This is a genomic window from Streptomyces thermocarboxydus (assembly GCF_024760485.1).
GTDB classification, from domain to species: domain Bacteria; phylum Actinomycetota; class Actinomycetes; order Streptomycetales; family Streptomycetaceae; genus Streptomyces; species Streptomyces cellulosae.
The window spans coordinates 3,619,564-3,645,912 of the sequence record NZ_CP058273.1; the positions used below are offsets into that span (position 1 = coordinate 3,619,564).

At 71.8% G+C, this 26,349-nt stretch carries 21 protein-coding genes; 8 read left to right on the plus strand and 13 right to left on the minus strand.

Annotated elements, in window-relative coordinates; all coding sequences use genetic code 11:
* Positions 1–438: 438 nt before the first annotated feature.
* Positions 439–1,263, minus strand: a complete 825-nt coding sequence (locus AY578_RS16680; protein ID WP_019525912.1) for a maleylpyruvate isomerase family mycothiol-dependent enzyme — start codon at positions 1,261–1,263, stop codon at positions 439–441.
* A 219-nt stretch (positions 1,264–1,482) separates the two neighbouring features.
* Between AY578_RS16680 and AY578_RS16685 the strand changes: the two genes are divergently transcribed.
* Positions 1,483–2,277 carry a carbon-nitrogen family hydrolase gene (locus AY578_RS16685; RefSeq protein ID WP_215188485.1) on the plus strand — a complete coding sequence of 265 codons (795 nt, stop codon included), beginning with the start codon at positions 1,483–1,485 and terminating at the stop codon, positions 2,275–2,277.
* Between the two features lie 15 nt (positions 2,278–2,292).
* Here AY578_RS16685 and AY578_RS16690 read toward each other — a convergent pair whose 3' ends face one another.
* Positions 2,293–2,787: an LURP-one-related/scramblase family protein gene (locus tag AY578_RS16690; protein ID WP_019525910.1), complete on the minus strand. Its 495-nt coding sequence runs from the start codon at positions 2,785–2,787 to the stop codon at positions 2,293–2,295.
* 103 nt (positions 2,788–2,890) lie between these two features.
* On the opposite strand from AY578_RS16690, the gene AY578_RS16695 reads away from it, so the two are divergent.
* Positions 2,891–4,762, plus strand: coding sequence for an NHL domain-containing thioredoxin family protein (locus tag AY578_RS16695; protein ID WP_028960818.1), 1,872 nt, complete (start codon positions 2,891–2,893; stop codon positions 4,760–4,762).
* Here the strand turns inward: AY578_RS16695 and AY578_RS16700 are convergent.
* The 3 genes from AY578_RS16700 to AY578_RS16710 all read right to left on the minus strand — a co-directional run bounded on the left by AY578_RS16700 (position 4,738) and on the right by AY578_RS16710 (position 8,319).
* Positions 4,738–4,995, minus strand: coding sequence for a DUF6458 family protein (locus AY578_RS16700; RefSeq protein ID WP_019525908.1), 258 nt, complete (start codon positions 4,993–4,995; stop codon positions 4,738–4,740). The two genes, AY578_RS16695 and AY578_RS16700, sit on opposite strands and share 25 nt — an antisense overlap.
* 128 nt (positions 4,996–5,123) lie before the next feature.
* On the minus strand, positions 5,124–6,422 hold the full coding sequence (locus AY578_RS16705) for a M18 family aminopeptidase (protein ID WP_019525907.1): 1,299 nt from the start codon (positions 6,420–6,422) through the stop codon (positions 5,124–5,126).
* Between the two features lie 70 nt (positions 6,423–6,492).
* Positions 6,493–8,319: an acyl-CoA dehydrogenase gene (locus AY578_RS16710; protein ID WP_019525906.1), complete on the minus strand. Its 1,827-nt coding sequence runs from the start codon at positions 8,317–8,319 to the stop codon at positions 6,493–6,495.
* A gap of 163 nt (positions 8,320–8,482) precedes the next feature.
* Between AY578_RS16710 and AY578_RS16715 the strand changes: the two genes are divergently transcribed.
* Positions 8,483–8,947, plus strand: a complete 465-nt coding sequence (locus AY578_RS16715; RefSeq protein WP_019525905.1) for an SseB family protein — start codon at positions 8,483–8,485, stop codon at positions 8,945–8,947.
* Positions 8,948–9,064: 117 nt separating this feature from the next.
* Complete coding sequence (locus tag AY578_RS16720; protein ID WP_026243980.1) at positions 9,065–10,045, plus strand: pirin family protein; 981 nt, start codon at positions 9,065–9,067, stop codon at positions 10,043–10,045.
* A gap of 40 nt (positions 10,046–10,085) precedes the next feature.
* Here AY578_RS16720 and AY578_RS16725 read toward each other — a convergent pair whose 3' ends face one another.
* Positions 10,086–12,233 carry an ATP-binding SpoIIE family protein phosphatase gene (locus AY578_RS16725; protein WP_019525903.1) on the minus strand — a complete coding sequence of 716 codons (2,148 nt, stop codon included), beginning with the start codon at positions 12,231–12,233 and terminating at the stop codon, positions 10,086–10,088.
* Positions 12,234–12,412: 179 nt separating this feature from the next.
* Between AY578_RS16725 and aspS the strand changes: the two genes are divergently transcribed.
* Positions 12,413–14,176 (plus strand): aspartate--tRNA ligase, encoded by a 1,764-nt coding sequence (aspS, locus tag AY578_RS16730; protein ID WP_019525902.1) that lies wholly within the window; start codon positions 12,413–12,415, stop codon positions 14,174–14,176.
* 69 nt (positions 14,177–14,245) lie between these two features.
* On the opposite strand, the gene AY578_RS16735 is transcribed toward aspS, so the two are convergent.
* The 3 genes from AY578_RS16735 to AY578_RS16745 form a co-directional block, all read right to left on the minus strand.
* Positions 14,246–14,833, minus strand: coding sequence for a hypothetical protein (locus AY578_RS16735; RefSeq protein ID WP_199781971.1), 588 nt, complete (start codon positions 14,831–14,833; stop codon positions 14,246–14,248).
* 126 nt (positions 14,834–14,959) lie between these two features.
* Positions 14,960–15,325, minus strand: coding sequence for a PH domain-containing protein (locus AY578_RS16740; protein WP_019525900.1), 366 nt, complete (start codon positions 15,323–15,325; stop codon positions 14,960–14,962).
* A gap of 110 nt (positions 15,326–15,435) precedes the next feature.
* Complete coding sequence (locus AY578_RS16745; RefSeq protein ID WP_019525899.1) at positions 15,436–16,287, minus strand: helix-turn-helix transcriptional regulator; 852 nt, start codon at positions 16,285–16,287, stop codon at positions 15,436–15,438.
* 101 nt (positions 16,288–16,388) lie between these two features.
* Between AY578_RS16745 and AY578_RS16750 the strand changes: the two genes are divergently transcribed.
* Positions 16,389–17,096 carry an SDR family oxidoreductase gene (locus AY578_RS16750; RefSeq protein WP_028960813.1) on the plus strand — a complete coding sequence of 236 codons (708 nt, stop codon included), beginning with the start codon at positions 16,389–16,391 and terminating at the stop codon, positions 17,094–17,096.
* Between the two features lie 78 nt (positions 17,097–17,174).
* On the opposite strand, the gene metG is transcribed toward AY578_RS16750, so the two are convergent.
* Both metG and AY578_RS16760 read right to left on the minus strand, forming a co-directional pair.
* Positions 17,175–18,791, minus strand: a complete 1,617-nt coding sequence (metG, locus tag AY578_RS16755) for a methionine--tRNA ligase (RefSeq protein ID WP_258902898.1) — start codon at positions 18,789–18,791, stop codon at positions 17,175–17,177.
* 124 nt (positions 18,792–18,915) lie between these two features.
* Entirely contained in the window at positions 18,916–20,736 is a 1,821-nt protein-coding gene (locus tag AY578_RS16760) for a VWA domain-containing protein (protein WP_258902899.1), read from the minus strand.
* A gap of 276 nt (positions 20,737–21,012) precedes the next feature.
* Between AY578_RS16760 and AY578_RS16765 the strand changes: the two genes are divergently transcribed.
* Positions 21,013–23,082 carry a PhoX family protein gene (locus tag AY578_RS16765; protein WP_028960810.1) on the plus strand — a complete coding sequence of 690 codons (2,070 nt, stop codon included), beginning with the start codon at positions 21,013–21,015 and terminating at the stop codon, positions 23,080–23,082.
* 27 nt (positions 23,083–23,109) lie between these two features.
* Here the strand turns inward: AY578_RS16765 and AY578_RS16770 are convergent, their stop codons facing one another.
* Complete coding sequence (locus tag AY578_RS16770; RefSeq protein WP_019525894.1) at positions 23,110–24,033, minus strand: LysR family transcriptional regulator; 924 nt, start codon at positions 24,031–24,033, stop codon at positions 23,110–23,112.
* Between the two features lie 223 nt (positions 24,034–24,256).
* Between AY578_RS16770 and snpA the strand changes: the two genes are divergently transcribed.
* Positions 24,257–24,937 (plus strand): snapalysin, encoded by a 681-nt coding sequence (gene snpA / locus AY578_RS16775; RefSeq protein ID WP_019525893.1) that lies wholly within the window; start codon positions 24,257–24,259, stop codon positions 24,935–24,937.
* 147 nt (positions 24,938–25,084) lie between these two features.
* On the opposite strand, the gene AY578_RS16780 is transcribed toward snpA, so the two are convergent.
* Entirely contained in the window at positions 25,085–26,011 is a 927-nt protein-coding gene (locus AY578_RS16780) for a hypothetical protein (RefSeq protein ID WP_028960809.1), read from the minus strand.
* Between the last annotated feature and the right edge of the window lie 338 nt (positions 26,012–26,349).

Below are 26,349 nucleotides of genomic sequence, written 5' to 3' on the forward strand. Positions count from 1 at the left end.
GGGCATGCAGGCCGGCGGGCTGTCGGGATTGGGATGTCGCGCGGGGTTGTGCCGGGGTTTCCGGGGGTCTCGTGGGGGCCGGGGTGCCGCCCGGGCCCACCCATGCCGCCCACGGCGGCACGAATGCCCCCGGGCGGCCGGAGCCGGGGCTGCCGCCTGGGCATGTAGGCCCGCGGGCTGTGGGGATCGGGATGTCGCGCGGGGTTGTGCCGGGGGTTTCGGGGGTCTCGTGGGGGCAGGGGCGCCGCCTGGGCCCACCCGTGCCGCTCTGGGCGGCACGTATGCCCGCGGGCGGCGGGGGTTGGGATGCCGTCCTGGATGGCACGCATGCCCGCGGGCGGCGGGAGCCGGGGCTGCCGCCCGGGCGCCGGCCCGGGCGGCGGGGGTGCTGCCGGCCGCCCGCGTGCTGCGGCGGGCGGCGTCAGGGGGCGCCCCCGGTTACGGCGTCACCGCGAAGTGGCGGAGGATTGCCGCGGCCAGGTCCTGGTCGCCCTCCGTCTTGATGCGGTCCGCGACCGAGTCGGCCGTCACGCGGCCGCAGGCCAGGCGGACGTAGGTCTCCCAGTCGAGGACGAGGGTGGCGGCCGGGCCGAGGGCCGGGGCGGTTTCGAGGGTGCCGCGGCCCTGGATGTCGACGCGGATCGTGCGCAGGAACTCCACCGGCCCGTGGACGTCCACGACCACCGCGGAGCTGCGCGGCGCCTGCGCCAGGTCGGCCACGACACGCGGGAGTTCGTCGAGCAGGACGTCGCGGGCGACATGGGCGCCGGGGGAGTCGAGGTTGCCGGGGCGGCCCAGCGCCGTGCGGAGGTCCTGCTCGTGCGCCCACACGTCGAAGGCGTGCCGGCGCATCGACTCCTCCAGCGTCAGCTCCGTGCCCAGCGGCCCGCGCACCTTGGTGCCGGGGTCGCGGGACTCGTTGCGCAGCTGGCGGTTGCGCCGGATGATCATCAGCTCCAGCTCGGAGGTCATCTCCGGCGCCGTGTGGTGGCGGCGCACGTCGACCTGCATCTCCATGTACCGCTGGTGGTCGTTGGTGACGTGGAACAGGTCGCGCGGCAGCGCGTGGATCGGCCGGGGGTCGCCGTACATCTCCGAGTCGAGGCCGATGACGTGCGAGACCACGTCGCGGACCGACCAGCCCGGGCAGGGCGTGCGCCGGTTCCAGTCGGCCTCCGGCAGCGGCTGCACCAGCTCGGATATCGCCTCGATGGAGTGGGACCAGGCGTCGGCGTAGGGCTGGAGGGCGGGATGCAGACTCACGGAACGGGACCCCTCGGCGGTCGGTACACGGGCAATTTGCGGCGGCGGTGCCAGTGGGCGGTGGCTGCACTGCGCGGGTGTCTCGGGTCTCCTCCGGTTCTCGGCTTCGCTCGAACCGGCGGGACCCCCAAGTTACGCTGCTGGCAGGCACCCCGGCAGTGCTTTCGTGTGACGATCGTAGGCCCGTGGACGCGGGTCGAATGCCAGGACGGTGGTAGTGTGCGCGCTTCCCTGCTGCAAGTCGCCGTGAACGAGGACGAATCGGTCGAATCGCGTCGGCGCCGGGTGGCCGCCCTCGTACGCGATCAGGCCGGGGCGGATCTCGTCGTCCTCCCCGAGCTGTGGACCACGGGCGCCTTCGCCTACGAGAGCTTCGGCACCGAGGCGGAACCGCTTCAGGGACCGACGTACGAGGCGATGGCCAAGGCGGCGAGCGAGGCGGGCGTCTGGCTGCACGCCGGGTCCGTCCCCGAGCGGGACCCCGACGGCACCCTCTACAACACCTCCCTGGTCTTCTCCCCCTCCGGAGAGCTCGCCGCGTCCTACCGGAAGATCCACCGCTTCGGCTTCGACAAGGGCGAGGCCGTGCTGATGGGGGCGGGCGAGGACCTGGTGACGGTCCGTCTGCCGGAGACCGTGATGGGCGTGGCGACCTGTTACGACCTGCGCTTCCCGGAACTCTTCCGCGGCCTGGTCGACGCCGGCGCGGAGACCTTCGTCGTCCCGGCGGGCTGGCCCGAACGGCGCCGCACCCACTGGACGCTGCTGGCGCGGGCGCGCGCGGTGGAGAACCAGGCGTTCGTCCTCGCGTGCGGAACGGCCGGGACGCACGCGGGAGTTCCGCAGGCGGGTCACTCGGTCGTGGTGGACCCGTGGGGCGAGGTCCTCGCCGAGGCGGGTCCCGGCGAGGAGGTCCTGACGGCCGACTTCGACCCGGCGACGGTGGCGGGCACCCGGGACCGCTTCCCGGCCCTCAAGGACCGCGTCCTGGGCCTGGACCGCCCCCGCCGCTGACCGGGCGGCCCGGAGTCAGTCCTCGCGCTCCTTCTCCGCCAGGTGGATCACGCACACCGCCACCGCGATCAGCAGCGCCGGGTCGGCGTCGTCGCGGACGACGTCGACGCCGTAGGTGTCGCGGAGTGTGTGCCAGCGGCGCGAGATCACGGCGAGGAGTTCGCCGTCGTACTCGACGGCGAACTCCCGGTCGAGGATCCGCCCGCTGACGTCCAGCTCGGTGCTGCCGTCCGCGAGGGTCACCCGGTAGTGGTTGCGCAGCAGCGACAGCCGCTTGCGCCGCACGGTTGCGAGCGGCTCGCCGCCCCGCTCGATCACCATCGTGTCGCGCAGCGCGAGCATCTTCTTGTGGATGTCGATGAGCACGCGCCCCTCGGCGTCCTTCAGCTCGAAGGTGTCCCGCAGCCGCATCGCCTTGCCGTCGACGAGGTAGACCTTGTTGCCGCGGTCGTCCTCGATCCAGTAGTCGTCCCCGATGCCGAGGATCCGGTCCCGTACGAGAAATCTCATGCGCCGAGGGGTTCCCCGCCGCGCCCCGTCCGACGCCGCCACTAGCCCGACGGGCGGAGCCTGCGCCCTCCTCGCCCGGCCTCCCCGGTGGCACGCTGGACGTATGGACGACGCCGCCCCCGCTCCCCCCGTCCGCCGCTCCGCACGCGTGCGGGCGCCCGAGCTCGCGGGGAAGGGCGGCTGGCTCAACACGGGCGGCGCCCGGCACACCCTCGCCGGCCTGCGCGGACGCGTGGTGCTGCTCGACTTCTGGACGTTCGCCTGCATCAACTGCCTGCACGTCGTCGACGAGCTGCGTGAGCTGGAGGAGCGGCACCGGGACACGCTCGTGGTGATCGGCGTGCACTCGCCGAAGTTCCCGCACGAGGCGGAGCACGCGGCGGTGGCGGACGCCGTGGAGCGGTACGCGGTCGCGCATCCCGTCCTGGACGACCCCGAGCTGACGACGTGGAACCAGTACGCGGTGAAGGCGTGGCCGACGCTGGTGGTCGTCGACCCGGAGGGGTACGTCGTGGCCACGTACTCGGGTGAGGGGCACGTGCCCGAGATCGAGCGGCTGGTGACGGAGCTGGAGGCCGAGCACGCGGCGAAGGGCACCCTCCGGCGCGGCGGCCTCCCGTACGCGCCGCCGGAGCCGGAGCCGACGGTGCTCCGCTTCCCCGGCAAGGTGCTGCGGCTGCCGTCGGGGACGTTCCTCGTCACGGACACCACCCGGCACCAGGTGGTGGAGCTGGCGGAGGACGGGGAGACGGCCCTCAGGCGGTTCGGCAGCGGTGAGCGGGGTCTGGTGGACGGCCCGCCCGGCCGGGCCCGCTTCCAGGAGCCGCAGGGGCTCGCCCTGCTCCCGGACGGCGCCGTGGTCGTCGCCGACACCGTCAACCACGCCCTGAGGCGCCTCGACCCGGAGTCGGGCGAGGTCACCACCCTCGCCGGCACCGGCTCCCCCTGGCGTCCCGGGGACCCCACGGACGGCCCGGCCTGGGACGTGCGCCTCTCCTCCCCCTGGGACGTCACCTGGTGGCGGGACCGGGTGTGGATCGCCATGGCCGGCATCCACCAGCTCTGGTCCTACGACCCCGCCGCCGGCATGGTCGTCCGCGAGGCCGGGACCGGTGGGGAGCAACTGGTCGACGGACCCGCGAAGGAAGCCCTCTTCGCGCAGCCCTCCGGGCTCGCGGTGACGCCGGAGGGGCTGTGGGTGGCCGACCCGGAGAGCTCCGCGCTGCGTTTGCTGGACACGGACGGGCAGGTGCGTACGGCCGTGGGCGCGGGACTGTTCGCCTTCGGGTACCAGGACGGTCCCGCGGCGGAGGCGCTGCTCCAGCACCCGCTCGGCGTGACCGCGCTGCCCGACGGCTCCCTGGCGGTCTGCGACACCTACAACAACGCCCTGCGCCGCTACGACCCCGCCACCGGCGAGGTGACCACCCTGGCGACGGATCTGCGTGAGCCCAGCGGGGCCGTGGTCGTCGGCGAGGACGTCGTGGTGGTGGAGTCGGCGCGGCACCGGCTGACCCGGCTGCGGCTGCCCCAGGAGGTACTCGGCGGCCCGCGGGAGGCGGAGCGGCCGGTCACCGAGGTCGCCGTCGGCCCCCTCCGCCTGGACGTGGTCTTCACGCCCCCGCCCGGCCAGAAGCTCGACACGCGGGACGGTCCCGCGACCCGCCTGCTCGTGTCGGCCTCACCGCCCGCCCTGCTGAGCAGCGGAGAGGGCGCGGGGAGTGACCTCTCCCGCGCCCTCGGGACCGACCCCGCCGTGGGGCAGGGGGTGCTGCGTGTCGTGGCGACGGCGGCCGCCTGCGACGCCGACCCGGCCGTGCTCCATCCGGCCTGCCATGTGCACCGCCGTGAGTGGCGGCTGCCCGTGCGTCCCGTCGAGGGCGGCGCGGACCGGCTGGTCCTGGAACTGCCGGAGCCGTCCGGGGCGGACGGCGCGGGGCGGGCGTCCGGTCAGACGCCGTACCCGTCGCCGTAGCCCTCGCGGGTGTGGTGGTGCGGACGTGCCGGGTCGTCGACCACCGGGGTGGCGGGGGGTACCACGACCCGCCGACGCCGGGCGATGCTGCTGAAGGTCGCGACGCCGATCAGTCCGACGATCATGAAGATGATGCCGACCAGGTCAAGGTTGACACCCTGCATGTCCCAGTCGGTCGCGAACGTGAGGATTGCTCCCACGGCGATGAGGATGATGCATCCGCCGAGGCCCATAGGTGTCGCCTCCCTGTCCGGTGTTTCCGGTGCGCACCGGGTACCCGGAGGGGCGGCTCCCATGCGCCGGGGCGCGCACGGGAGTTGACCGCCGCTCAGGAGGCGGCCCGTCGGGGCCTGCGGCCGAACTAGCCCTCCAGGAACGCCGTCAGCGCGTTCGCCAGCAGGAACGGGTCCTTGGCGCCGCACAGTTCGCGGACGCTGTGCATCGACAAGATCGCCACACCGATGTCGACCGTCCTGATGCCGTGCCGTGCCGCGGTGATCGGGCCGATCGTGGTGCCGCACGGCATCGCGTTGTTGGAGACGAACGTCTGGTAGGGCACCCCGGCCTTCTCACAGGCCGCCGCGAACACCGCGCGCCCCGAACCGTCCGTGGCGTAGCGGTTGTTGACGTTGACCTTGAGGATGGGGCCGCCGTCGACGCGCGGGTGGTGCGTCGGGTCGTGCCGCTCCGCGTAGTTGGGGTGCACGGCGTGACCGGTGTCGGAGGACAGGCAGACGGTCCCGGCGAGGGCGCGGGCGCGGTCCTCCAGGGAGCCGCCGCGCGCGTGCACCGAGCGCTCCAGGACGCTGCCGAGCAGCGGGCCGTCCGCGCCGGTGTCGGACTGGGAGCCGTTCTCCTCGTGGTCGAAGGCGGCGAGCACGGGGATGTACGACAGCTCGGAGCCGCGTCCGGCCGCCGCGGCGAGGGCGGCCGTGCCGGCGTGCACGGACAGCAGGTTGTCCATGCGCGGGCCGGCCACCAGCTCGCGGTCGCGGCCCAGGTAGGCGGGCGGCTCGACGGGGTGCACCATCAGGTCCCAGCCGGTCACCGAGCCCCCGGGAAGGCCCGCGGTCTCCTCCAGGAAGGCGACGAGGTCGCCGTCGCGGACGTCCTCGCCCAGGCCCCACACCGGCTGCATGTGCCGCTGCTTGTCGAGCTTGAGGCCGTCGGAGTTGACCGCGCGGTCCAGGTGGATGGCGAGCTGGGGGACCCGCAGCAGCGGCCGGTCGACGTCCACCAGGCGGGTCGTGCCGTCGCGCAGGGACAGCCGCCCGGCCAGGCCCAGGTCGCGGTCGAGCCAGGAGTTGAGCAGGGGGCCGCCGTAGATCTCCACGGCCACCTGGCGCCAGCCGTGCGCCCCGCTGTCGGGGCGCGGCTTGACGCGGAGGTTGGGGGAGTCGGTGTGCGCGCCGACGATCCGGAACGGCGTGTGCGCCTCGGCCCCCTCGGGGACGTACCAGGCGACGATCGCGCCGCCGCGCAGCACGTACTTGCCGCCTGCCGTGCCGTCCCAGGCGTCCGTCTCCGCGACCTGCCTGAAGCCTGCCTTCTCCAGCCGCTCGGCGGCGTTCGCCACGGCGTGGTACGGCGTGGGGCTCGCCGCGAGGAAGGACATCAGGTCGTCGGTGTGGCCGCGGTCGAAGCGGGGGGGTTCGCTCATGGGTTCACCTTAACGAGCGCGAGGGCCCGCTTCCCTGTACGGGAGCGGGCCCTCGCGGAGCGGGCAGCGACTAGAACGCCGCCTCGTCCAGCTCCATCAGGTCCAGCTCGACGCCCTCGGCGACCTTGCGGGCCAGGGTGACGCCCGGCAGGACGTTGGCCGCGAAGAACTTCGCCGCCGCGATCTTGCCGGTGTAGAACGCCTTGTCCTTGGCGGAGGCCGTCGGGAGCTTCTCGGCGGCGATCGCGGCGTGCTTGAGCAGCAGGTAGCCGACGACGACGTCACCGGAGGCCATCAGCAGGCGGGTGGTGTTGAGGCCCACCTTGTAGATGTTCTTGACGTCCTTCTCGGTGGCCGCGAGGTCGGTCAGCATCAGGCCGACGATGGCCTCCAGCTCGACGGCGGCCTTGGCCAGGTGCTCGCGGGCGCCCGCCAGCTCCTCGCCGCCCTCGTTGACCGCGAGGAACTTTTTGATGTCCTCGGCGAGCGAGTTCAGCGCGGCGCCCTGGTTGCGGACGATCTTCCGGAAGAAGAAGTCCTGGCCCTGGATCGCGGTGGTGCCCTCGTAGAGGGTGTCGATCTTGGAGTCCCGGATGTACTGCTCGATCGGGTACTCCTGCAGGAAGCCGGAGCCGCCGAAGGTCTGCAGCGACTGGGCGAGCTGCTCGTAGGCCTTCTCGGAGCCGTAGCCCTTGACGATCGGCAGGAGCAGGTCGTTCATCGCGTGCTCGGTGGAGGCGTCCTCGCCGTTCGCCTCCTTGAGCTGGATGGCGTCCTGGATCGACGCGGTGTACATCACCAGGGCGCGCATGCCCTCCGCGTACGCCTTCTGCGTCATCAGCGAGCGGCGCACGTCGGGGTGGTGGGTGATGGTGACCTTAGGGGCGGTCTTGTCCATGAAGTTCGCCAGGTCGGGGCCCTGGACGCGCTCCTTGGCGTACTCCAGCGCGTTCAGGTAGCCCGTCGACAGCGTGGAGATCGCCTTCGTGCCGACCATCATGCGGGCGAACTCGATGATGCGGAACATCTGGCGGATGCCGTCGTGCTTGTCGCCGATCAGCCAGCCCTTGGCGGGGTGCTTGTCGCCGAACGTCATCTCGCAGGTGTTGGAGGCCTTGAGGCCCATCTTGTGCTCGACGTTCGTGGCGTAGACGCCGTTGCGCTCGCCCAGCTCGCCGGTCTCGAAGTCGAAGAGGTACTTCGGGACGAGGAAGAGGGACAGGCCCTTGGTGCCGGGGCCTGCGCCCTCGGGGCGGGCGAGCACGTAGTGGAGGATGTTCTCCGACATGTCGTGCTCACCGGACGTGATGAAGCGCTTCACGCCCTCGATGTGCCAGGAGCCGTCCTCCTGCTGCACGGCCTTGGTGCGGCCGGCGCCGACGTCCGAGCCGGCGTCCGGCTCGGTGAGCACCATCGTGGAGCCCCACTGCTTCTCCGTGGCGATCTTCGCGATGTGCTTCTGGACCTCGTTGCCCTCCTCGAAGAGGATGCCGGCGAACGCGGGGCCGGAGGAGTACATCCACACGGCCGGGTTCGCACCGAGGATGAGCTCGGCGTAGGCCCAGATCAGGGAGCGGGGCGCGGTGGTGCCGCCGATCTCCTCGGGCAGGCCGAGCCGCCAGTACTCGGAGTCCATGAAGGCCTGGTAGCTCTTCTTGAAGGACGCGGGGACCGGCGCGGTGTTGGTCTCCGGGTCGAAGACCGGCGGGTTGCGGTCGGCGTCGGCGAAGGACTCCGCGAGCTCGTTCTCGGAGAGGCGGGCCAGCTCCTCCAGGATGCTCTTCGCGGTGTCGACGTCCATCTCCTCGAACGGGCCCGTGCCGTACAGCTTGTCGCGCCCGAGTACCTCGAAGAGGTTGAACTCGATGTCGCGGAGATTCGACTTGTAGTGCCCCATGGCGACGGCTCCGTTTGAGAGGGATCGGCGAGGGACTGATTCCTCGCAACTGATTCACGTACCGACAAGTAGCTACGATGATGCTACCCGTCGGTAATAAGAAGCAACCCCGATCCGGACATCTGTGACCCAGCCCTCGCGCGGGGTCAGTAGTCTGTGCGCCATGTACGGCTACGACCAGAGTGCGGGGACCCAGCAGGGTTACGTGCCGCCGCAGCAGCAGATGCCGGGCGGGTACGGGCAGCAGGCGCCGGCGTATCCCGAACCGTCCGCGCCCTCGCTCGCCGACGCCGTGCGCGCGTTCACCACGGGGCAGATGGCGGCGGAGGACTTCCAGCAGATCTTCGCGACGTCCAAGGTCTACTGCCCGCGCGGTGACAACCCCGGCTTCCTCGCCCTGCACAACACCCAGCAGCCCGTGATCCCGATGTTCACCTCGCTCAAGGAGCTGCGGCGGTACGCCGGCAAGGAGTCCAAGTACTTCGTGATCACCGGCGCCGAGGTGATCGACCTGCTGCCCACCGGCTACGGCTTCGTCCTCGACATGGAGGGCGAGCACCGGATGGTGTTCGACGCCAAGGCCGTCGAGCAGATGGTCGAGTTCGCGATGCGCCGTATGTACGGCTGACCGCAGAGCCTGTGACCGCCGTCAGGAGCCCGGAGGGAATTCCCTCCGGGCTTTCTCGGTTCCAGGTGGCAAGAAGTTCAATGCTCAACTAAACTGGGCGTACCCGAGGAGGTACCCATGCCTGCAGTGACCGTCGAGAACCCGCTGACGCTGCCCCGTGTGACCGCACCCGCCGACGCCGTGGCACGTCCCGTGCTGGCCGTCACGACCGCTCCCGGCGGTTTCGAGGGCGAGGGCTTCCCGGTGCGCCGGGCGTTCGCGGGGATCAACTACCGCCATCTCGACCCGTTCATCATGATGGACCAGATGGGTGAGGTGGAGTACGCGCCGGGCGAGCCCAAGGGCACCCCCTGGCACCCGCACCGCGGCTTCGAGACCGTCACCTACATCATCGACGGGATCTTCGACCACCAGGATTCCAACGGCGGTGGCGGCACCATCACCAACGGCGACACCCAGTGGATGACGGCCGGCGCCGGCCTGCTCCACATCGAGGCGCCGCCGGAGCACCTGGTGATGTCCGGCGGGCTGTTCCACGGCCTCCAGCTGTGGGTGAACCTCCCCGCCAAGGACAAAATGATGGCGCCCCGCTACCAGGACATCCGCAGCGGCAGCGTCCAGCTGCTCACCTCCCCGGACGGCGGCGCGCTGCTCCGCGTCATCGCCGGTGAGCTCGACGGTCACGAGGGCCCGGGCATCACGCACACGCCGATCACGATGATCCACGCCACGCTCGCCCCGGGCGCGGAGGTCACCCTGCCCTGGCGGGAGGACTTCAACGGCCTGGCGTACGTCATGGCCGGCCGCGGCGCGGTGGGCGCGGAGCGGCGTCCGATCCACCTGGGCCAGACCGCGGTGTTCGGCGCCGGCGGCTCGCTGACCGTCCGCGCGGACGAGAAGCAGGACTCCCACACGCCGGACCTGGAGGTCGTCCTGCTCGGCGGCCGGCCCATCCGTGAGCCGATGGCGCACTACGGGCCGTTCGTGATGAACACCAAGGAGGAGCTGATGCAGGCCTTCGAGGACTTCCAGAAGGGCCGCCTCGGCACCGTCCCCGCCGTCCACGGCATGACGGAGAAGGGCCCGGACCAGACTTGAGTCCGAGTCCGGACGGAAGACGTCACGGCGACGGCCCCGGTCACCCGGGGCCGTCGCCGTTCTTCGGCTCGTAGAGCTCGAACCAGATGCTCTTGCCGCGGCCGCGCGGGGCGACGCCCCAGGTATGGGCGAGGAGCTCGATCAGCAGCAGACCGCGGCCCGAGGAGGCCAGCTCGCCCGGGCGGCGCGGGTGCGGGAGGTCGTCGCCGGTGTCGGTGACCTCGATCCGGATACGCCGGCCGTCGCCGCCGTCCGTGACCTCGGCGAGCAGCAGCGCGTCGGAGTCGGTGTGCACCAGCACGTTGGTGAGCATCTCCGACAGCAGCAGCACCGCCGTGTCCACCTGGTCCGGCGCGTTCCAGTCGTGCAGCAGCTCCCGCAGCTGCTGCCGGGCCACGGACACCCGCTCCGGCTCGGCCTGCGCCACGGTGAGCGCCGTGCGGCGCACCTGGGGCGGCGCCGTGTCGTCCGCGCCGCAGCCGCAGGCGGCGCCCTGCCGGGTGAGCAGCAGCAGGGCAATGTCGTCCTCGCGGCGGTCGGCCAGCGGTCCGGTGGTGTGGTGCGAGGAGGGACCGTGCACCGCCTGCACCAGCGCGTCGGCCAGCTCCTCCTGGGTGCCGGTGTGCCGCTCCAGGATCTCCCGCAGCCGCTGCCAGCCGGTGTCCAGGTCGTGCCCGCCGGTCTCGATCAGCCCGTCCGTGCAGATCAGCAGGGTCTCGCCGGGCTCCAGGATCAGCCGGGTGGTCGGATAGTCGGCGTCCGGGTCGATGCCCAGCGGCAGCCCGCCCTCCGTCGGCCGGGTCAGCACCGTCCCGTCGGCCATCCGGATCACCGGCTCGGGATGCCCGGCGCGGGCCACCTCCAGCACGCCCGTCACCGGGTCGACCTCCGCGTACAGACAGGTCGCGAAGCGCAGCTCGGCCGGGTCCTCGCCGATGCCGTGCAGGAAGCGGGAGGCGCGGGACAGCACGGCGTCCGGCCGGTGCCCCTCCGAGGCGTACGCCCGCAGGGCTATCCGCAGCTGGCCCATCAGCCCCGCCGCCCGTACGTCGTGCCCCTGCACGTCCCCGATGACCAGTGCGAACCGTCCTCCCCCGGACGCCGTCGTCCCCGAGGCGCCCCCGGGCAGCGGGATCACGTCGTACCAGTCGCCGCCGACCTGGAGGCCGCCGCCGGTCGGGACGTAGCGGGCGGTGACGTCCATGCCCGGGATGCCCGGCCCGAGCTTCGGCATCATCGTGCGCTGGAGGCCCTCGGTCAGCTCCTTCTCGGTCTCCGCGGTGCCCGCGCGGGACAGCGCCTGGGCGAGCATCCGGGCGACCGTGGTGAGCACGGACCGCTCGTCGGGCGTGAACGCGACCGGGTAGGTGAAGGCCGCCAGCCAGGCGCCCATGGTGTGTCCGGAGGCGGTCAGCGGCAGGAAGGCCCAGGACTGGCGGCCGAAGCGCTGGGCGAGCGGCCAGGTGAGCGGGTAGCGCGCCTTGTACTCCTCCGGGGAGGAGAGGTAGACCGCACGGCCGGTGCGCACCACCTCGGCGGCCGGGTAGTCGGTGTCGAGGGGCATGTAGAAGGGGCTGTCGGCGCCGGGCTCGTGCCCGTGGTGGCCGATGATCGTGAGCCGGTCGCCCTCCACGCCGAACACGGCCAGGCCGTCCGGGGTGAAGCCCGGCATGGAGAGGTTCGCGGCGACCCGCAGCACCTCCTGGGTGGAGCGCGCCTCCGCCAGCGCGCGGCCGGCGTCCAGGAGGAACGCCTCACGGGAGCGCCTCCAGTCACCGGTGACCGCGCTGCGCGCGGCGGGTGTGCCGGGCGCCGGCTCGGTCACCTCCTGGAGGGTCCCGGTCAGGACGTAGGCCGTGCGGTCGGAGTCGTAGATCGGCTTGGAGCGGCTGCGGACGACGCGGACGACGTTGTTCTGGTCGTCCATGATCCGGATGCGCACCTCGGCGAGGGTGCCCTCGGCGACGGCCAGCTGGATGATCCCGGTGATCTCGTTCCAGTCGACGGGGTGGAAACGGGAGCGGACCTGGGCCTCCGTGAGGGTGGCCGGCTCCTCGGGCAGCCCGAGCAGCCCTGCTGCGACGGCATCGACCGTGACCTCTCCGGATGCGGTGTCCCAGTGCCACACGCCGGTTCCGAGGGCGGCGAGGACGTCCCCCAGGGCGGGCAGGGGCTCACCAGTGCGCATTGCACCACTTTATGAAGATGCTCCCGAAAACTTCCACCCATGTCGTTTCCGGACCCCGGGCGGAGCGCCGGTTCGGCGCCCGGAAAAGGGCGGAGCAGCGATCTTGGCCTGGCCGGTAGGCTTGGGGGGAGTTTCACGTGAAACAACGACCCCGATCCGCGAAGGCTGGATGAACGACGATGCATCGGTACAGGTCCCACACCTGCGGCGAGCTCCGCGCCTCTGACGTCGGCACCGACGTCCGGCTGAGTGGCTGGCTGCACAATCGGCGCGACCTGGGCGGCATCCTTTTCATCGATCTGCGCGATCACTACGGGATCACCCAGCTGGTGGCCCGCCCGGGCACCGCGGCGTACGAGGCGCTCGACAAGCTCTCCAAGGAGACCGTGGTCCGCGTCGACGGCAAGGTCGTCTCGCGCGGTACGGAGAACGTCAACCCCGACCTGCCGACCGGTGAGATCGAGGTCGAGGTCTCCGAGGTCGAGGTGCTGGGCGAGGCGGCCCCGCTGCCCTTCACCATCAACACCGAGGACGGTGTCAACGAGGAGCGGCGCCTGGAGTACCGCTTCCTCGACCTGCGCCGCGAGCGCATGCACCGCAACATCATGCTGCGCACGCAGGTCATCTCGGCGATCCGCCACAAGATGACCGCGCTGGGCTTCAACGAGATGACCACGCCGATCCTGTCCGCGACCTCCCCCGAGGGCGCGCGCGACTTCGTGGTCCCGTCCCGGCTGCACCCCGGCAAGTTCTACGCGCTGCCGCAGGCGCCGCAGCAGTTCAAGCAGCTGCTGATGATCTCGGGCTTCGACCGCTACTTCCAGATCGCGCCCTGCTTCCGTGACGAGGACGCCCGCGCGGACCGCTCGCCGGGCGAGTTCTACCAGCTCGACGTCGAGATGAGCTTCGTCGAGCAGGAGGACGTCTTCCAGCCGATCGAGAAGCTCATGACCGAGCTGTTCGAGGAGTTCGGCAACGGCCGCCACGTCACGTCGCCGTTCCCGCGGATCCCGTTCCGCGAGGCGATGCTGAAGTACGGCTCGGACAAGCCTGACCTGCGTGCCCAGCTCGAACTGGTCGACATCACCGACATCTTCGAGGGCTCGGAGTTCAAGGCGTTCGCCGGCAAGCACGTGCGTGCGCTGCCGGTGCCGGACGTCTCCGGCCAGCCCCGCAAGTTCTTCGACCAGCTCGGCGACTACGCGGTCTCCCAGGGCGCGAAGGGCCTGGCGTGGGTGCGCGTCGGCGAGGACGGCTCGCTGTCCGGCCCGATCGCGAAGTTCCTCACCGAGGAGAACGTCGCGGAGCTGACGAAGCGGCTGGCGCTGGCCCCGGGCCACGCGGTGTTCTTCGGCGCGGGTGAGTTCGACGAGGTCTCGAAGATCATGGGCGCGGTGCGGGTCGAGGCCGCCAAGCGCGCCGGCCACTTCGAGGAGAACGTCTTCCGCTTCTGCTGGATCGTCGACTTCCCGATGTACGAGAAGGACGAGGAGACCGGGAAGATCGACTTCTCGCACAACCCCTTCTCGATGCCGCAGGGCGGCCTGGAGGCCCTGGAGACCCAGGACCCGCTGGACATCCTGGGCTGGCAGTACGACATCGTCTGCAACGGCGTCGAGCTGTCATCGGGCGCGATCCGGAACCACGAGCCGGACATCATGCTCAAGGCGTTCGAGATCGCGGGCTACGACCGCGAGACGGTCGAGGAGAAGTTCGCCGGCATGCTCCGCGCGTTCCGCTTCGGCGCCCCGCCGCACGGCGGCATCGCCCCCGGCGTGGACCGCATCGTGATGCTCCTCGCCGACGAGCCGAACATCCGCGAGACGATCGCCTTCCCGCTCAACGGCAACGCCCAGGACCTGATGATGGGCGCCCCGACGGAGCTGGAGGAGTCCCGGCTGAAGGAACTGCACCTGTCGGTGCGGAAGCCGCAGCCGAAGTAGTTCGTGGCGTGAGGAAAGGGCCCGGAACCTGGTCGGTTCCGGGCCTTTCCTGTTGCCGCCGACGGCACCTCAGGGTGCAGGCGTCTCGTCGGCGAAGAGGCCCTCGGCCCTGGAGACCGTCAGGGAGCGGTCGAACCAGGTGGTGAGGGTGTCGAGGTCGGTGCAGGTGGTGATGCGCTCACGCACCTCGTCCGAGACGGCGATCCCACGCACCCTCAGCGCGTGCAGGATGGCTTCCGCCTTGCCTTCCGCCTTCCCTTCCGCTCTTCCCTCGAGGTACTTCTCCTCGAAGAGCGTTCCGTGTCCCGGGAAGTGGGTGACGACGTTCTGCATCAACTTCCTCCAACTTGCCTTGGCCGAAGTGGACTCCAGCCCGACTTCCACGACTTCGAACCAGTACCTCGTGACGTCCGGCTCGAAGGACACGAGTCCGCGGGCGACCGCTTCCAGTATGGCCGCGGATCGCTTGCTCTGGCTGTGCACGATGGCCGAGAGGGCGGCGAGGGCCGGCTGCTGGGCCACCACCGCCTCGTCGGTGACCTCCGGGACCGTTTGCGGTCCCAGCACGAAGGGCCGGGTGACCTGCGTCGTCCAGGGGCCGACCGAGCACTCGAAGGGGCCCATGGCCCACGCGGCCGTCGAAGGGTCGCGGCACACGGCGCCGGTGGGAGGCCTCGTGTGTGGCGGTGACCATGAGCGGCACGGTAGGGCGCTCATGGTCCCGAGTCGGCTGGTGTGCGGGCACGTTCACCCGTTCGAGGGTGGAAAAAACGTTCCCGCCGGTCAGCGGGCCACGAACTGGGTGAGGATCGCCTGGACCTCGTAGATGTCGACGCCCTTCGTGAAGGTCTTCTGGATCGGGGTCGGGGAGCTGGAGATCCAGATCTTGAGTTCGGCGTCGAGGTCGAAGTGGCCCGCGGTCTCCACCGCGAAGTGGGAGATGCTGCGGTACGGGATCGAGTGGTACTCCGTCTTCTTGCCGGTGATGCCCTGCTTGTCGACGAGGATCAGGCGGCGGTCCGTGAACAGGATCGTGTCGCGTATCAGCAGGAACGCCGCGTGCACCTGCTCGCCGTGGCCCAGGAGCCGGGCGTAGTCCTGCTGGGCCTTGGCCGGGTCGACGGTGTGCGCGTTGCCGAAGAGTGCCATGGTGTGTGGTCCCCCCACATGTGGTCGGTCGTCCTTGACGCGATCTTCGCAAAGCGTGCGGCCCCGGGAGAAGCGTCGTGTTCTCCCGGGGCCGTCCTGTAGCGCGCGTGTTACGCGGGACCGTGCGGCGTGAGCGACTGCGTGCCCAGGACCGACAGCAGACGGAGCTTCTCCGCGGCCTCGCTGCCCGGTTCCGCCGAGTACACGAGAATGCGCAGGTCGTTGGTGTCCACGCGCAGCACATCGCAGTCCAGCGTCAGCGGGCCCACGTCGGGGTGGTCGATCGTCTTGACGGAGGACTCCACACGGCCCACCGCGCCCGAGTCCCACAGCTCGTCGAACCGGTCGCTGCGCGCCCGCAGTTCGTCGATCAGTTCGCGCAGCCGCGGGTCGGCCGGGTAGCGGCCGGCCACGGACCGCAGCTCGCTGACCAGGCTGGTCTCGAACTCCCGCCGCTCCTTGGGCGTGTGCCGGACCCGGCCGGGCGGGCCCAGGAAGTGGTTCCAGACCCGGTTGCGAGCGAAACCGCGCTGTCCGGACGGGTCGCCCATCAGCGCCGCGTACATCCGGTTGGCCACCAGCAGGGTCATCGCCGCGTCCAGGACGACGACCGGGGTGTCGACGAGGCGGTCGAGGAGCCGCTGCACGCTGGGCGTGAGATAGCAGGGCACCGTCTCCGGCCCGGGAGGGGCGAGCCCTGCCAGCAGGAACAGGTGGGCGCGTTCGTCCGGGTCCAGCCGCAGGGCGCGGGCCAGCGCCTCGACGACCTGGGACGAGGGGCTGCTCGCGCGGCCCTGTTCGAGGCGGACGATGTAGTCGACCGAGATGCCGGCCAGCATGGCCAGCTCCTCCCGCCGCAGCCCCGCCGCCCGCCGCCGTCCGCCCTCCGGCAGACCGGCCGACCGCGGGGCGACCCGGTCGCGCCAGCGGCGCAGCGCCCGTCCCAGCTCCGTCGTCGCCATGTCTCCAGTGAACCGCGCGGCGACGTCGCGTGCCTGGTACCGCGAGTCCCAGGAAAAGGAATCGCCTGGCTGACCCGGCATGACGGAGCGACGGTGGAGCCATGACCACCACACTGATCACCGGGGCCAACAAGGGCCTCGGATTCGAAACCGCCCGCCGTCTCGTCGAGGCGGGTCACACCGTCTGGGTCGGCGCCCGGGATGCCGAGCGGGGCCGTCGGGCCGCCGAGCGCATCGGGGCCCGTTTCGTGCAGCTCGACGTCACCGACGACGCCTCCGTGGAAGCCGCCGTGAAGACCGTCGAGGCCGAGGGCGGACTCGACGTCCTGGTCAACAACGCCGGCATCGAGCCCCGCGGCGAGGGCAACGCGATCCCCAGGGGCGAGGACACCACCGTCGAGGAGATGCGCGCCGCCTTCGAGACGAACGTCTTCGGCGTCGTCCGGGTCACCCACGCCTTCCTGCCGCTGCTGCGCCGGTCGGCCGCGCCGGTCGTCGTGAACGTCAGCAGCGGCCTGGCGTCCCTGACCCGGCTCTCCGACCCCGAGTCGTTCGCGCACTTCTACCCGGCGATCGCCTACCCGGCGTCCAAGGCCGCGGTCAACATGATCACGGTGCAGTACGCCAAGGCGCTGCCGGACTTCCGGGTCAACGCCGTGGAGCCGGGCTTCACCAGGACCGACCTCAACGGCAACACCGGCACGCAGAGCGTCGAGGAGGGCGCGGAGATCATCGTCCGTATGGCGACGGTCGGGCCTGACGGGCCCACGGGCACCTTCAGCGACCGCAACGGCCCTCTGCCTTGGTGACACCACCGGCAGCGGCGCGCGACAGCGAAAGGCCCGGGAACGAGAGGTTCCCGGGCCTTTCGGCGTGCGTGGTGCGCGTTACGCGGCCGGCTTCTCCTCCAGGCGGGGGAAGAGGACCGCGCCCTTGGTGACCGTGGAGCCGGCCGGGAGGAGGCCCCAGGTGCCGGCCTCCTGGACCTTCTGGTCGGCGAGGGCGCCCAGGGTGGGCTCCGCGCCGAGGGAGTCCCACAGCTTCCGGGACGTCTCCGGCATCACCGGGTTGAGGAGGACCGCCACCGCGCGGAGCGACTCCGCGGCCGTGTAGAGGATCGTCGCCAGGCGGGCCTTGCCCTCCGGCGAGTCGTCCTTGGCGACCTTCCAGGGCTCCTGCTCGGTGATGTAGCCGTTCACCTGCTTCACGAAGTCGAACACCGCCAGGATGCCGCCCTGGAAGTCCAGCTCCTCGCCGATCTTCCGGTCGGCCTCCGCGACGGCCTTCGCCAGGCCCTCGTGGATCGCCTTCTCCGCGTCGCCGTCGGCCGTCGCGGCCGGCAGCTCACCGCCGAAGTACTTGCCGACCATCGCCGCCACGCGGGAGGCGAGGTTGCCGTAGTCGTTCGCCAGCTCGCTGGTGTAGCGGGCGGAGAAGTCCTCCCAGGAGAACGAGCCGTCCTGGCCGAACGCGATCGCGCGCAGAAAGTACCAGCGGTACGCGTCCACGCCGAAGTGCGAGGTCAGGTCCTGCGGCTTGATGCCGGTCAGGTTGGACTTGCTCATCTTCTCGCCGCCGACCATCAGCCAGCCGTTCGCGGCGACCTTCCCGGGCAGCGGGAGGCCCTGCGCCATCAGCATGGCCGGCCAGATGATCGCGTGGAAGCGCAGGATGTCCTTGCCCACCAGGTGCACGTCGGCGGGGAACGTCGACTCGAACTTCTCCGGGTTCTCGTTGTAGCCGACCGCCGTCGCGTAGTTCAGCAGCGCGTCGACCCACACGTAGATCACGTGCTTGTCGTCCCACGGGACCTTGACGCCCCAGTCGAACGTCGAGCGCGAGATGGAGAGGTCCTGCAGGCCCTGGCGCACGAAGTTCACGACCTCGTTGCGCGCGGACTCGGGCTGGATGAAGCCCGGGTTGGCCTCGTAGTGCGCGAGGAGCTTCTCGCTGTACTCGCTGAGCTTGAAGAAGTAGTTCTCCTCGCTGAGGATCTCCACCGGCTTCTTGTGGATGGAGCACAGCTTCTGGCCGGCGTACTCGCCCTCGCCGTCGAGCAGCTCGCCGGGGAGCTTGTACTCCTCGCAGCCCACGCAGTACGGGCCCTCGTAGCCGCCCTTGTAGATCTCGCCCTTGTCGTGCAGGTCCTGCACGAACTCCTGGACGCGGTCGGTGTGCCGCTTCTGCGTGGTGCGGATGAAGTCGTCGTTCGCGATGCCGAGGTGCTCCCACAGGGGCTGCCAGGCCTCCGTGACGAGCTTGTCGGCCCAGGCCTGCGGGGTGACCCCGTTCGCCTCGGCCGTGCGCATGATCTTCTGACCGTGCTCGTCCGTGCCGGTGAGGTACCACACCTTCTCGCCACGCTGGCGGTGCCAGCGGGTGAGCACGTCGCCTGCGACGGTCGTGTAGGCGTGGCCCAGGTGAGGAGCGTCGTTGACGTAGTAGATGGGGGTCGTGACGTAGTACGCCTTCGCCCCCTGCTTCTCTGATCCAGTGGCCGCCATGGTCGAAATCCTACTGGTCCCGGGGAGATCGACTCACACGCGTTTCGGGGGGTGGACGGGGGTGGCGGACGGGTTCCCGTCCGTGCCTCCCCGTCCACCCCCCGGGTGGCGAGCGTGGTGATTCCTACGGGCGCCAGTTCGCCAGGACGCCCTCGTACAGCTCCTTGTCCGTGAGCTCGCGCGGCGTGGGGCCCGCGTGGAAGAAGGCCGTGTTGTCCGTCTTGAGCTTGCGGAGGTAGTCGAACGCCTTGTTGTCGTGCTCGCCGAAGGCGACGAAGGAGAAGAACACGTCGGGGTGGTTCTCCGCGGCCTCGGTGAGGGCCTTGGTGGCCGGGGTCTTCGCGTCGGGGGCGCCGTCCGTCTGGAAGATCACCAGGGCGGGGGTGCCGGCGGGCTCCTTCGCGTGCTGCTCGAGGACGGCCTCGACGGCCGCGTGGTAGCTGGTACGGCCCATCCGGCCGAGGCCCGCGTGCAGCTCGTCGATCTTGTTCTCGTGGTCGGTGAGGGTCAGCTCGCCGGTGCCGTCCAGCTCGGTGGAGAAGAAGGTCACGTGGAGCGTGGCCTCGGGGTCCAGGTGCGCGGCCAGGGCGAGGGTCTGCTCGGCGAGGGCCTGGGCGGAGCCGTCCTTGTAGTACGGCCGCATTGACGCGGAGCGGTCGAGGACGAGGTGGATCTTGGCGCGGGCGCCGGTGAGGTTGTTGTCCGCGAGGACGGCGCCGGCTGCCTTGTAGGCGGTGGTGAGGGTGGTGTCGCGGAGGGCGGAGGCGGGGGTGGCGGGGCCGCCGGGCGCGGGGGGTGCGGCCTCGGCTTCGCCTTCGGCCGCCTTTTCGTTCTCACCCGCACCACCCGTGCGGGTCTCGTTGTCGGGTGCGGGTGGCCCCTGTGGGGCCTGCTCGCCGTCGGCGGCCGCGGGAGTCGCCTCCGGCGACGGCGTGGTTTCCGCCTCCGGGTCGGCAGCCGCCTCGGCCTCGGCGGCCGCCTCCGGCTGCGTCACGGCTTCCGACTGTGTCTCGGCTTCCGGCTCGGCGGCGGCCTCGGGCTTGGTCTCGGGCTCCGGGGCCGGTTCCGGCTTCACCTCGGCCGTCGCCTCCGGCTTCGGCTCGGTGGTCGCCTCGGCCTTGGTCTCGGCGTCAGGCTCGGCGCCGGCCTCCGGTTCCGGGGCTGCTTCCGGCTCGGCCTCGGCCTCGGGTTCCGGGGTCGGTTCCGGCTTCACCTCCTGCTCTGCTTCCGGCTCGGCCTCGGCCTTCGGAGCAGCGGGCGCCTCAGCCTTGGGCTCGGGCTCTGCGGCTGCCTCCGGCTCCGGGGTCGGCTCCGGCTCGGCCTCGGCCTCCGGCTCCGGAGTCGCCTCGGGTGTCGGCTCCGGGGCGGGGGCCGGGTCGGTCTCGGGCTCTTCGGCCTTCGGCTCCGTTGCGGCCTCGGGCGCCTCCGGCTCGGGGGCTGTCTCGGCCTCAGGCGCCGGGGCCGGCTCCGGGGTGGTGGGCCCGGGCTTCGACCCAGCCGTCGGCTCCGGGGCCGCGGGCGTCGCTTCCGCCTCGGGCGCCTCCGGCCCGGCGGGGGCCGTCTCCGGCTCGGGGGCTGCCTCGGCCTCGCGCGTCGGAGCCGGCTCCGCGGCCGCCGCGGCCGCCTCGGGCGCCTCGGGCGCCTCCGCCTCGGCAGGAGCCGTCTCCGCCTCCGGCGTCGGAACCGGCTCCGGCTCCGGCGTCGTCGCCTTCGTCTCCGACGACTCGGCGGGCCGGGGGACCTCCACCTTGTCGAAGGCCGACCTCACCAGGTCGTGCTCGTCGCTTTCGCGCTGTTCCGGGACCGTCGGCGTCGCGGCCGGGTCGGGCGTCGTCGGAGCGGACGTTTCCGTCGCCTCGGCGGCCGGCGCCGCACCCTCCGCTTCGGCGGACCTCGCTTTCCGTGACCGGCCGAACGCGTTCCGCAGGAGAGTGAGAATGCCCATGTGCGCAACCCTTCGCGTGAGTTGATGCCCGTCAAACCCTGGCCAGGACGGACACGTAAGGTTAGCGGCCCTTGGGGGCGATCTTGGGCAGGGTGGGATGTGCGGGATCGTATCTGTCAAGGGCGTGATCCGGCCTGTGTGGGGTCGACGTTCCGCTCCGGCGTACGTCCGTGATGCCGTTCCGGGTTCACCCGTCGTTCACTCCCGCGCCCGGTCACCGCACCCGTGGGCTCCTACGGTCGCGCTGACACCACGGGCACGCCAAGGAGAGAACACGTGCGCAAGCTGCTGCCGTTGATCGGAACGCCGTCCGGTTCGCACCCCGGCGGCCGGTCCGCCCTGACCTGTCGTTTCCGGTGTGGTGACGCCTGCTTCCACGAGGTGCCCAACACCAGCGACAACGAGTACGCCGGCGACGTCGTCGCCGGCGCCCTCAGCCGCCGTTCGATGATGCGCGCCGCCGCCGTCGTCACCGTGGCGGCTGCGGGCGCCGGTTCGGCCGGCCTCGCCGCCGCGCCGGAGGCGGAAGCGGCCGCCGCCGCGAAACGGAGCCCGCGGCCGCGGAAGGGCGCGCGCGGCCTCCGCTTCACCCCCGTCCCGCCCAACACCCGGGACGCCGTCACCGTGCCGGACGGCTACCGGCAGAACGTCGTCATCCGCTGGGGCGAGCCCATCCTGCGCGGCGCGCCCGCCTTCGACCCGGAGCGGCAGAGCGCGAAGGCGCAGGCCGGACAGTTCGGGTACAACTGCGACTTCCTGGCGCTGCTGCCCCTGAAGGGCGAGCGGAACCGGCAGTTGCTGGTCGCCAACCACGAGTACACCGACGAGATCCTGATGTTCCGGGACTACGACCCGGAGAACCCGACCCGTGAGCAGGTGGAGATCGCCTGGGCCGCGCACGGTCTCGCGGTCGTCGCCGTGGAGGAGGAGCACCGGAGCGGCCGGCTCACCGCCGTCGGACGGCACCACCTCAACCGGCGGCTCACCGCCACCTCGGAGTTCCGGCTCACCGGTCCCGTCGCCGGGTCCGACTTGGTGAGGACCTCCGCCGACCCGACCGGGACCCGCGTGCGCGGCACCCTCAACAACTGCTCCGGCGGCACCACCCCGTGGGGCACCACCCTGCACGGCGAGGAGAACTTCAACCAGTACTTCGCCAACGGCAGCAGCGCCACCGACAAGCGGTACGGGATCGGAACCGGCGCGACCGAGCGCAAGTGGGAGCGGTTCGACAAGCGGTTCGACCTCGCGCAGGAGCCGAACGAGGTGCACCGCTTCGGCTGGGTCGTCGAACTCGACCCGTACGACCCGGACTCCACGCCCCGCAAGCACACCGCGCTCGGCCGGTTCAAGCACGAGGCGGCGACCGTGCGGCTGACGCACGACGGGCGGCCGGTCGTCTACTCGGGCGACGACGAGCGGTTCGACTACTTCTACAAGTTCGTGAGCAGCAAGCGGATGCGGCACGGCAGCGGCCGCGCCGTGCGCGAGCACAACCTGTCGCTGCTCGACGAGGGCACCCTCTACGTCGCCAAGCTCACCGGTGACTCCCCCGCCGTCGACATCGACGGCACCGGCAAGCTGCCGGAGGACGGCGAGTTCGACGGCAGCGGCGAGTGGATCCCGCTGGCCACCGCCACCGCGCACGGAGCCGTCTCGCACGTGGAGGGCATGACCGCCGAGGAGGTCTTCGTCTTCACGCGCCTCGCGGGCGACAAGGCCGGCGCCACCAAGATGGACCGGCCCGAGGACATCGAGCCGAACCCCGTCACCGGCAAGGTGTACGTCGCACTCACCAACAACTCCAACCGGGGTGTGGGCGCCAACCCCAGGGCGGACGAGGCCAACCCGCGCCACGCCAACAAGCACGGCCACGTCCTGGAGCTCACCGAGCGCCTCGACCGGCCGGAGAGCACCCGCTTCGCCTGGTCGCTGTTCCTGGTCGCGGGCGACCCGGAGGACCCGGCGACGTACTTCGCCGGCTTTCCGAAGGACGCCGTCAGCCCGATCTCCTGCCCGGACAACGTCGCCTTCGACGCGCACGGCAACCTGTGGATCTCCACCGACGGCAGCGCCCTCGGCTCGCACGACGGTCTCTTCGGCGTCGCCACGCGCGGGGAGCGGCGCGGTGAGCTGAAGCAGTTCCTGACCGTGCCGACGGGCGCCGAGACCTGCGGTCCCGTCGTCCAGGACCGGCGGGTGCTGGTGGCCGTGCAGCACCCGGGCGAGGTGGACGGGGCGACCGTGGCGCGGCCCGCGAGCGCCTGGCCCGACGGTCCCGGCTCGTACGTCCGGCCGGCGGTCGTCGCGGTGTGGCGCGCGGACGGGCGGGACATCGGCGTCTGACGCAGGGCCGGTCCGTGCCGGGGGTGCTCACGCCCCCGGCACCAGCTCCTCCAGCCACTCCCGGTACGCGGGCGCCTGCCGGGCGACCTCCTGGTAGGCATCCGCCAGGTGCGGGTAGACGCCCTCCAGTTCCGTGTCCGTACGCGCCGCCAGCAGCAGCCGTACGCCCAGCGGGTCGCCGGCGATGCGGCGGACGGCCGTGTCGGGGCGGGAGGGGGAGGTCGGCTGGCAGACGGTGACGACCTCGCCGATCGCGACCAGGGACGCGGCCGTGTGGTAGTCGCCGTGCAGCACGGGCGGGTCGATCCCCGCCTCGCGCAGCATCCGCCGTACCGCGTCCCACTCGCCGTCGACGGCCGGGTCGATCATCCAGCGGTCGTGGGCCAGGTCGGAGAGGTGGACGACCGGGCGGGCCGCGGCAGGGTGGTCGGCGGGCAGGGAAACGAACTGCGGCTCGCGGGCGATGAGGACGCGGGTGCGCAGCCCGTCGGGCACGCGCAGCGGGCAGCCCTCCACCTCGTGCACGAACGCCACGTCGAGCTGGCCGTCGGCGACCATGCGCAGCAGGGCGTTGGCGGAGACGTCCATGTGCAGGGTGGGTTCCTGCCAGTGCCGGCGCAGGCGGCGCAGCCAGCCGGCCAGCGCGCGGCTCGCGGTGGAGCCGATGCGCAGCTGACGGCCGCCGAGGGCGGCGGCGCGGGCCTCGGTGACCAGGGAACGCAGCTCGGTGACGAGGGGGCGGGCGCGGCTGAGCACCAGCCGGCCCAGGGGGGTGGGACGGCAGCCCGTGCGCGCGCGGACGAACAGGGCACCGCCCAGCTCCTGTTCGATGCGCCGCAGCTGCGTGCTCAACGAGGGCTGGGCCACGCCGAGCTGGCGTGCGGCCCGGTGCAGGCTGCCCGTGTCGGCGATCGCGCACAGCGCCCTGAGGTGCCGGACCTCAAGCTCCATGTCCTGGGAGGGTAAGCGGGAAGTTCAGGTTTCACCAGACACCCAAACCCCGCCTGTGCAGGCGTAGTCGGGCGTCTGCGACACCTGGATCCGGGAGGCGTGCGGCACATGGCCGGACCGTGGCGATAGCCCGGTCCTATCACCGGTTGCCATCATCACAGCCGCCGCACAGGCGCGGACACTCACCGGTGACGTGACTCACCCCCCACCTAAGGAGTCATCCATGCGCCTGCGCATGCCCCTGTCCGTGCTGTCCGCGGCCGGTCTGAGCCTGACCGCGCTCGGTCTGGGCGCCGCCCCGGCCGGCGCCGCCGAGGCCCCCCTCGCCCCCGCCGACTCGTACGCCGCGTACGCCGGTTCGTCCGAGGAGGCCGCGGCCAACCGCGCGTTCTTCGAGGCCGTGCTGAAGTCCGTCGCCGAGAAGCGCGCCGCCGACCCCACCGGCGCCGCCGCCGTCACCGTCGTCTACAACGCCTCCCAGGCGCCGACGTTCGCGAGCCAGATAGCCCAGAGCGCCTCGATCTGGAACAGCTCGGTCTCCAACGTGAGACTGCAGGCGGGCACCTCCGGCGCCGACTTCGCGTACTACGAGGGCAACGACTCGCGTGGTTCGTACGCGTCGACCAACGGCCACGGAAGCGGCTACATCTTCCTGGACTACGCCCAGAACCAGACCTACAACTCGACGCGGGTCACCGCGCACGAGACCGGTCATGTGCTGGGGCTGCCGGACAACTACTCCGGTCCGTGCAGCGAGCTGATGTCCGGCGGAGGCCCCGGCCCGTCCTGCACCAACGCCTACCCGAACTCGACGGAGCGGTCGCGGGTGAACCAGCTGTGGGCCAACGGGTTCGCCGCGGCGCTCGCCAAGGCGGAGAAGGCGCTGGAGAAGTCGGGGCGCTGATCCGCTGCGCGGGGCTTGTCAGGTGCGGGTCGTCCTCTGTCACGAAGGCGGCCCGCACCGCCGTTTTCTCCGTCGTACGCCGGGTGCGGGCCGGCGGGGGCCGGTCGCGCGGTTCCCCGCGCCCCTGAGGGTGCCTCCGCAGCGCGTCTATCCCCGGTTGGCGGCGGGCGCCGGGGGCTGTGCGGTGATGGGCGGGGCGGGTGCGGGGCGTCTGCGGCGGAGGGCGGGGCGGCCCGTGAGCCAGCAGGTCAGGGCCACCGCGACGCCCACGGCGAGGAGGATCCACGATGCCGTGCGCAGCGTGGCCGTCAGCGCGTCGTAGACCGCCCCCGCCGCCGGGCGGTGGACGTCGTCCGAGAGGTCGGCCAGGGTCAGCCGGCGTCCGGCCGCCACCGCCACGGCGAGCAGCGCGCCGCCCAGCGCGGTGCCGAGACCGGTCGCGGTGAGTGTGCGGCGGCGGGACGCGGCGACCGCGACGCCGGTGACGGCGAGGGCGGCGGCGGTGAGGGGCAGCCAGAAGGCGGCGGCGTCGAGCGCGCGGTAGCCCTGGCGGAGTCCGGCCACCTCCTCGGCGGGGACCACGGGGATCGCGGTGTGTTCGACGGGGATGCGGTGGGCGTAGGGCATGTGGTCGGCTTCGAGCCGCTGCTTGACCTGGGTGGTGACGGGGGCGAGGTCGACGGTGACGGGGCCGGCGGTGGGCGCGTCGTCGCGGAGGGCGTGCAGCACGGCGTCGTGGAGGGCGCGGTTGCCTGCCTCCCAGGCGGTGCGGAATGCGGCCGTACGGGTGAACGAGTCGATGGCGTCGCGGACGAACGGGGCGACGGCGGCGTCGCCTGCGGTGCGGGTTTCCAGTTCGCGTACGACCGCGTCGCCCACGGCGGCCGCGACGGCCTCGCGGACGGCGGGGTCGCTTGCCAGCGGGGTGACGGTGCGGACGTAGCGTCCGGTGTCGGCGAGGTCGTGGGTGGCCCAGGTGGCGAGGAGGGCGAGGGGGGTGAGGAGGCAGGCGAGGGCGATGCACAGCGCCGCGACGCCGTCCCTTACGTGCCGTTTCCCGGTTCTCGAACCCACCTCCTCAGGCAACAGGCGCGCCTGACCGGACGCGAGCGGTGCACCCCCGAACGGGGGGCGCGGGGAACTGCGCGACCGGCTCCGGACGGGCCGTGCCCGGCGTGTGAGAGGGCGGGGCGCCCGGTGAGCCGCGGGGTGCAGGGGAGGTGTGCCCCGTAGGGGCGCGGGGAACTGCGCGACCGGCTCCGGACGGGCCGTGCCCGGCGTGTGAGAGGGCGGGGCGCCCGGTGAGCCGCGGGGTGCAGGGGAGGTGTGCCCCGTAGGGGCGCGGGGAACTGCGCGACCGGCCTCGGACGGGCCGTGCCCGGCGTGTGAGAGGGCGGGGCGCCCGGTGAGCC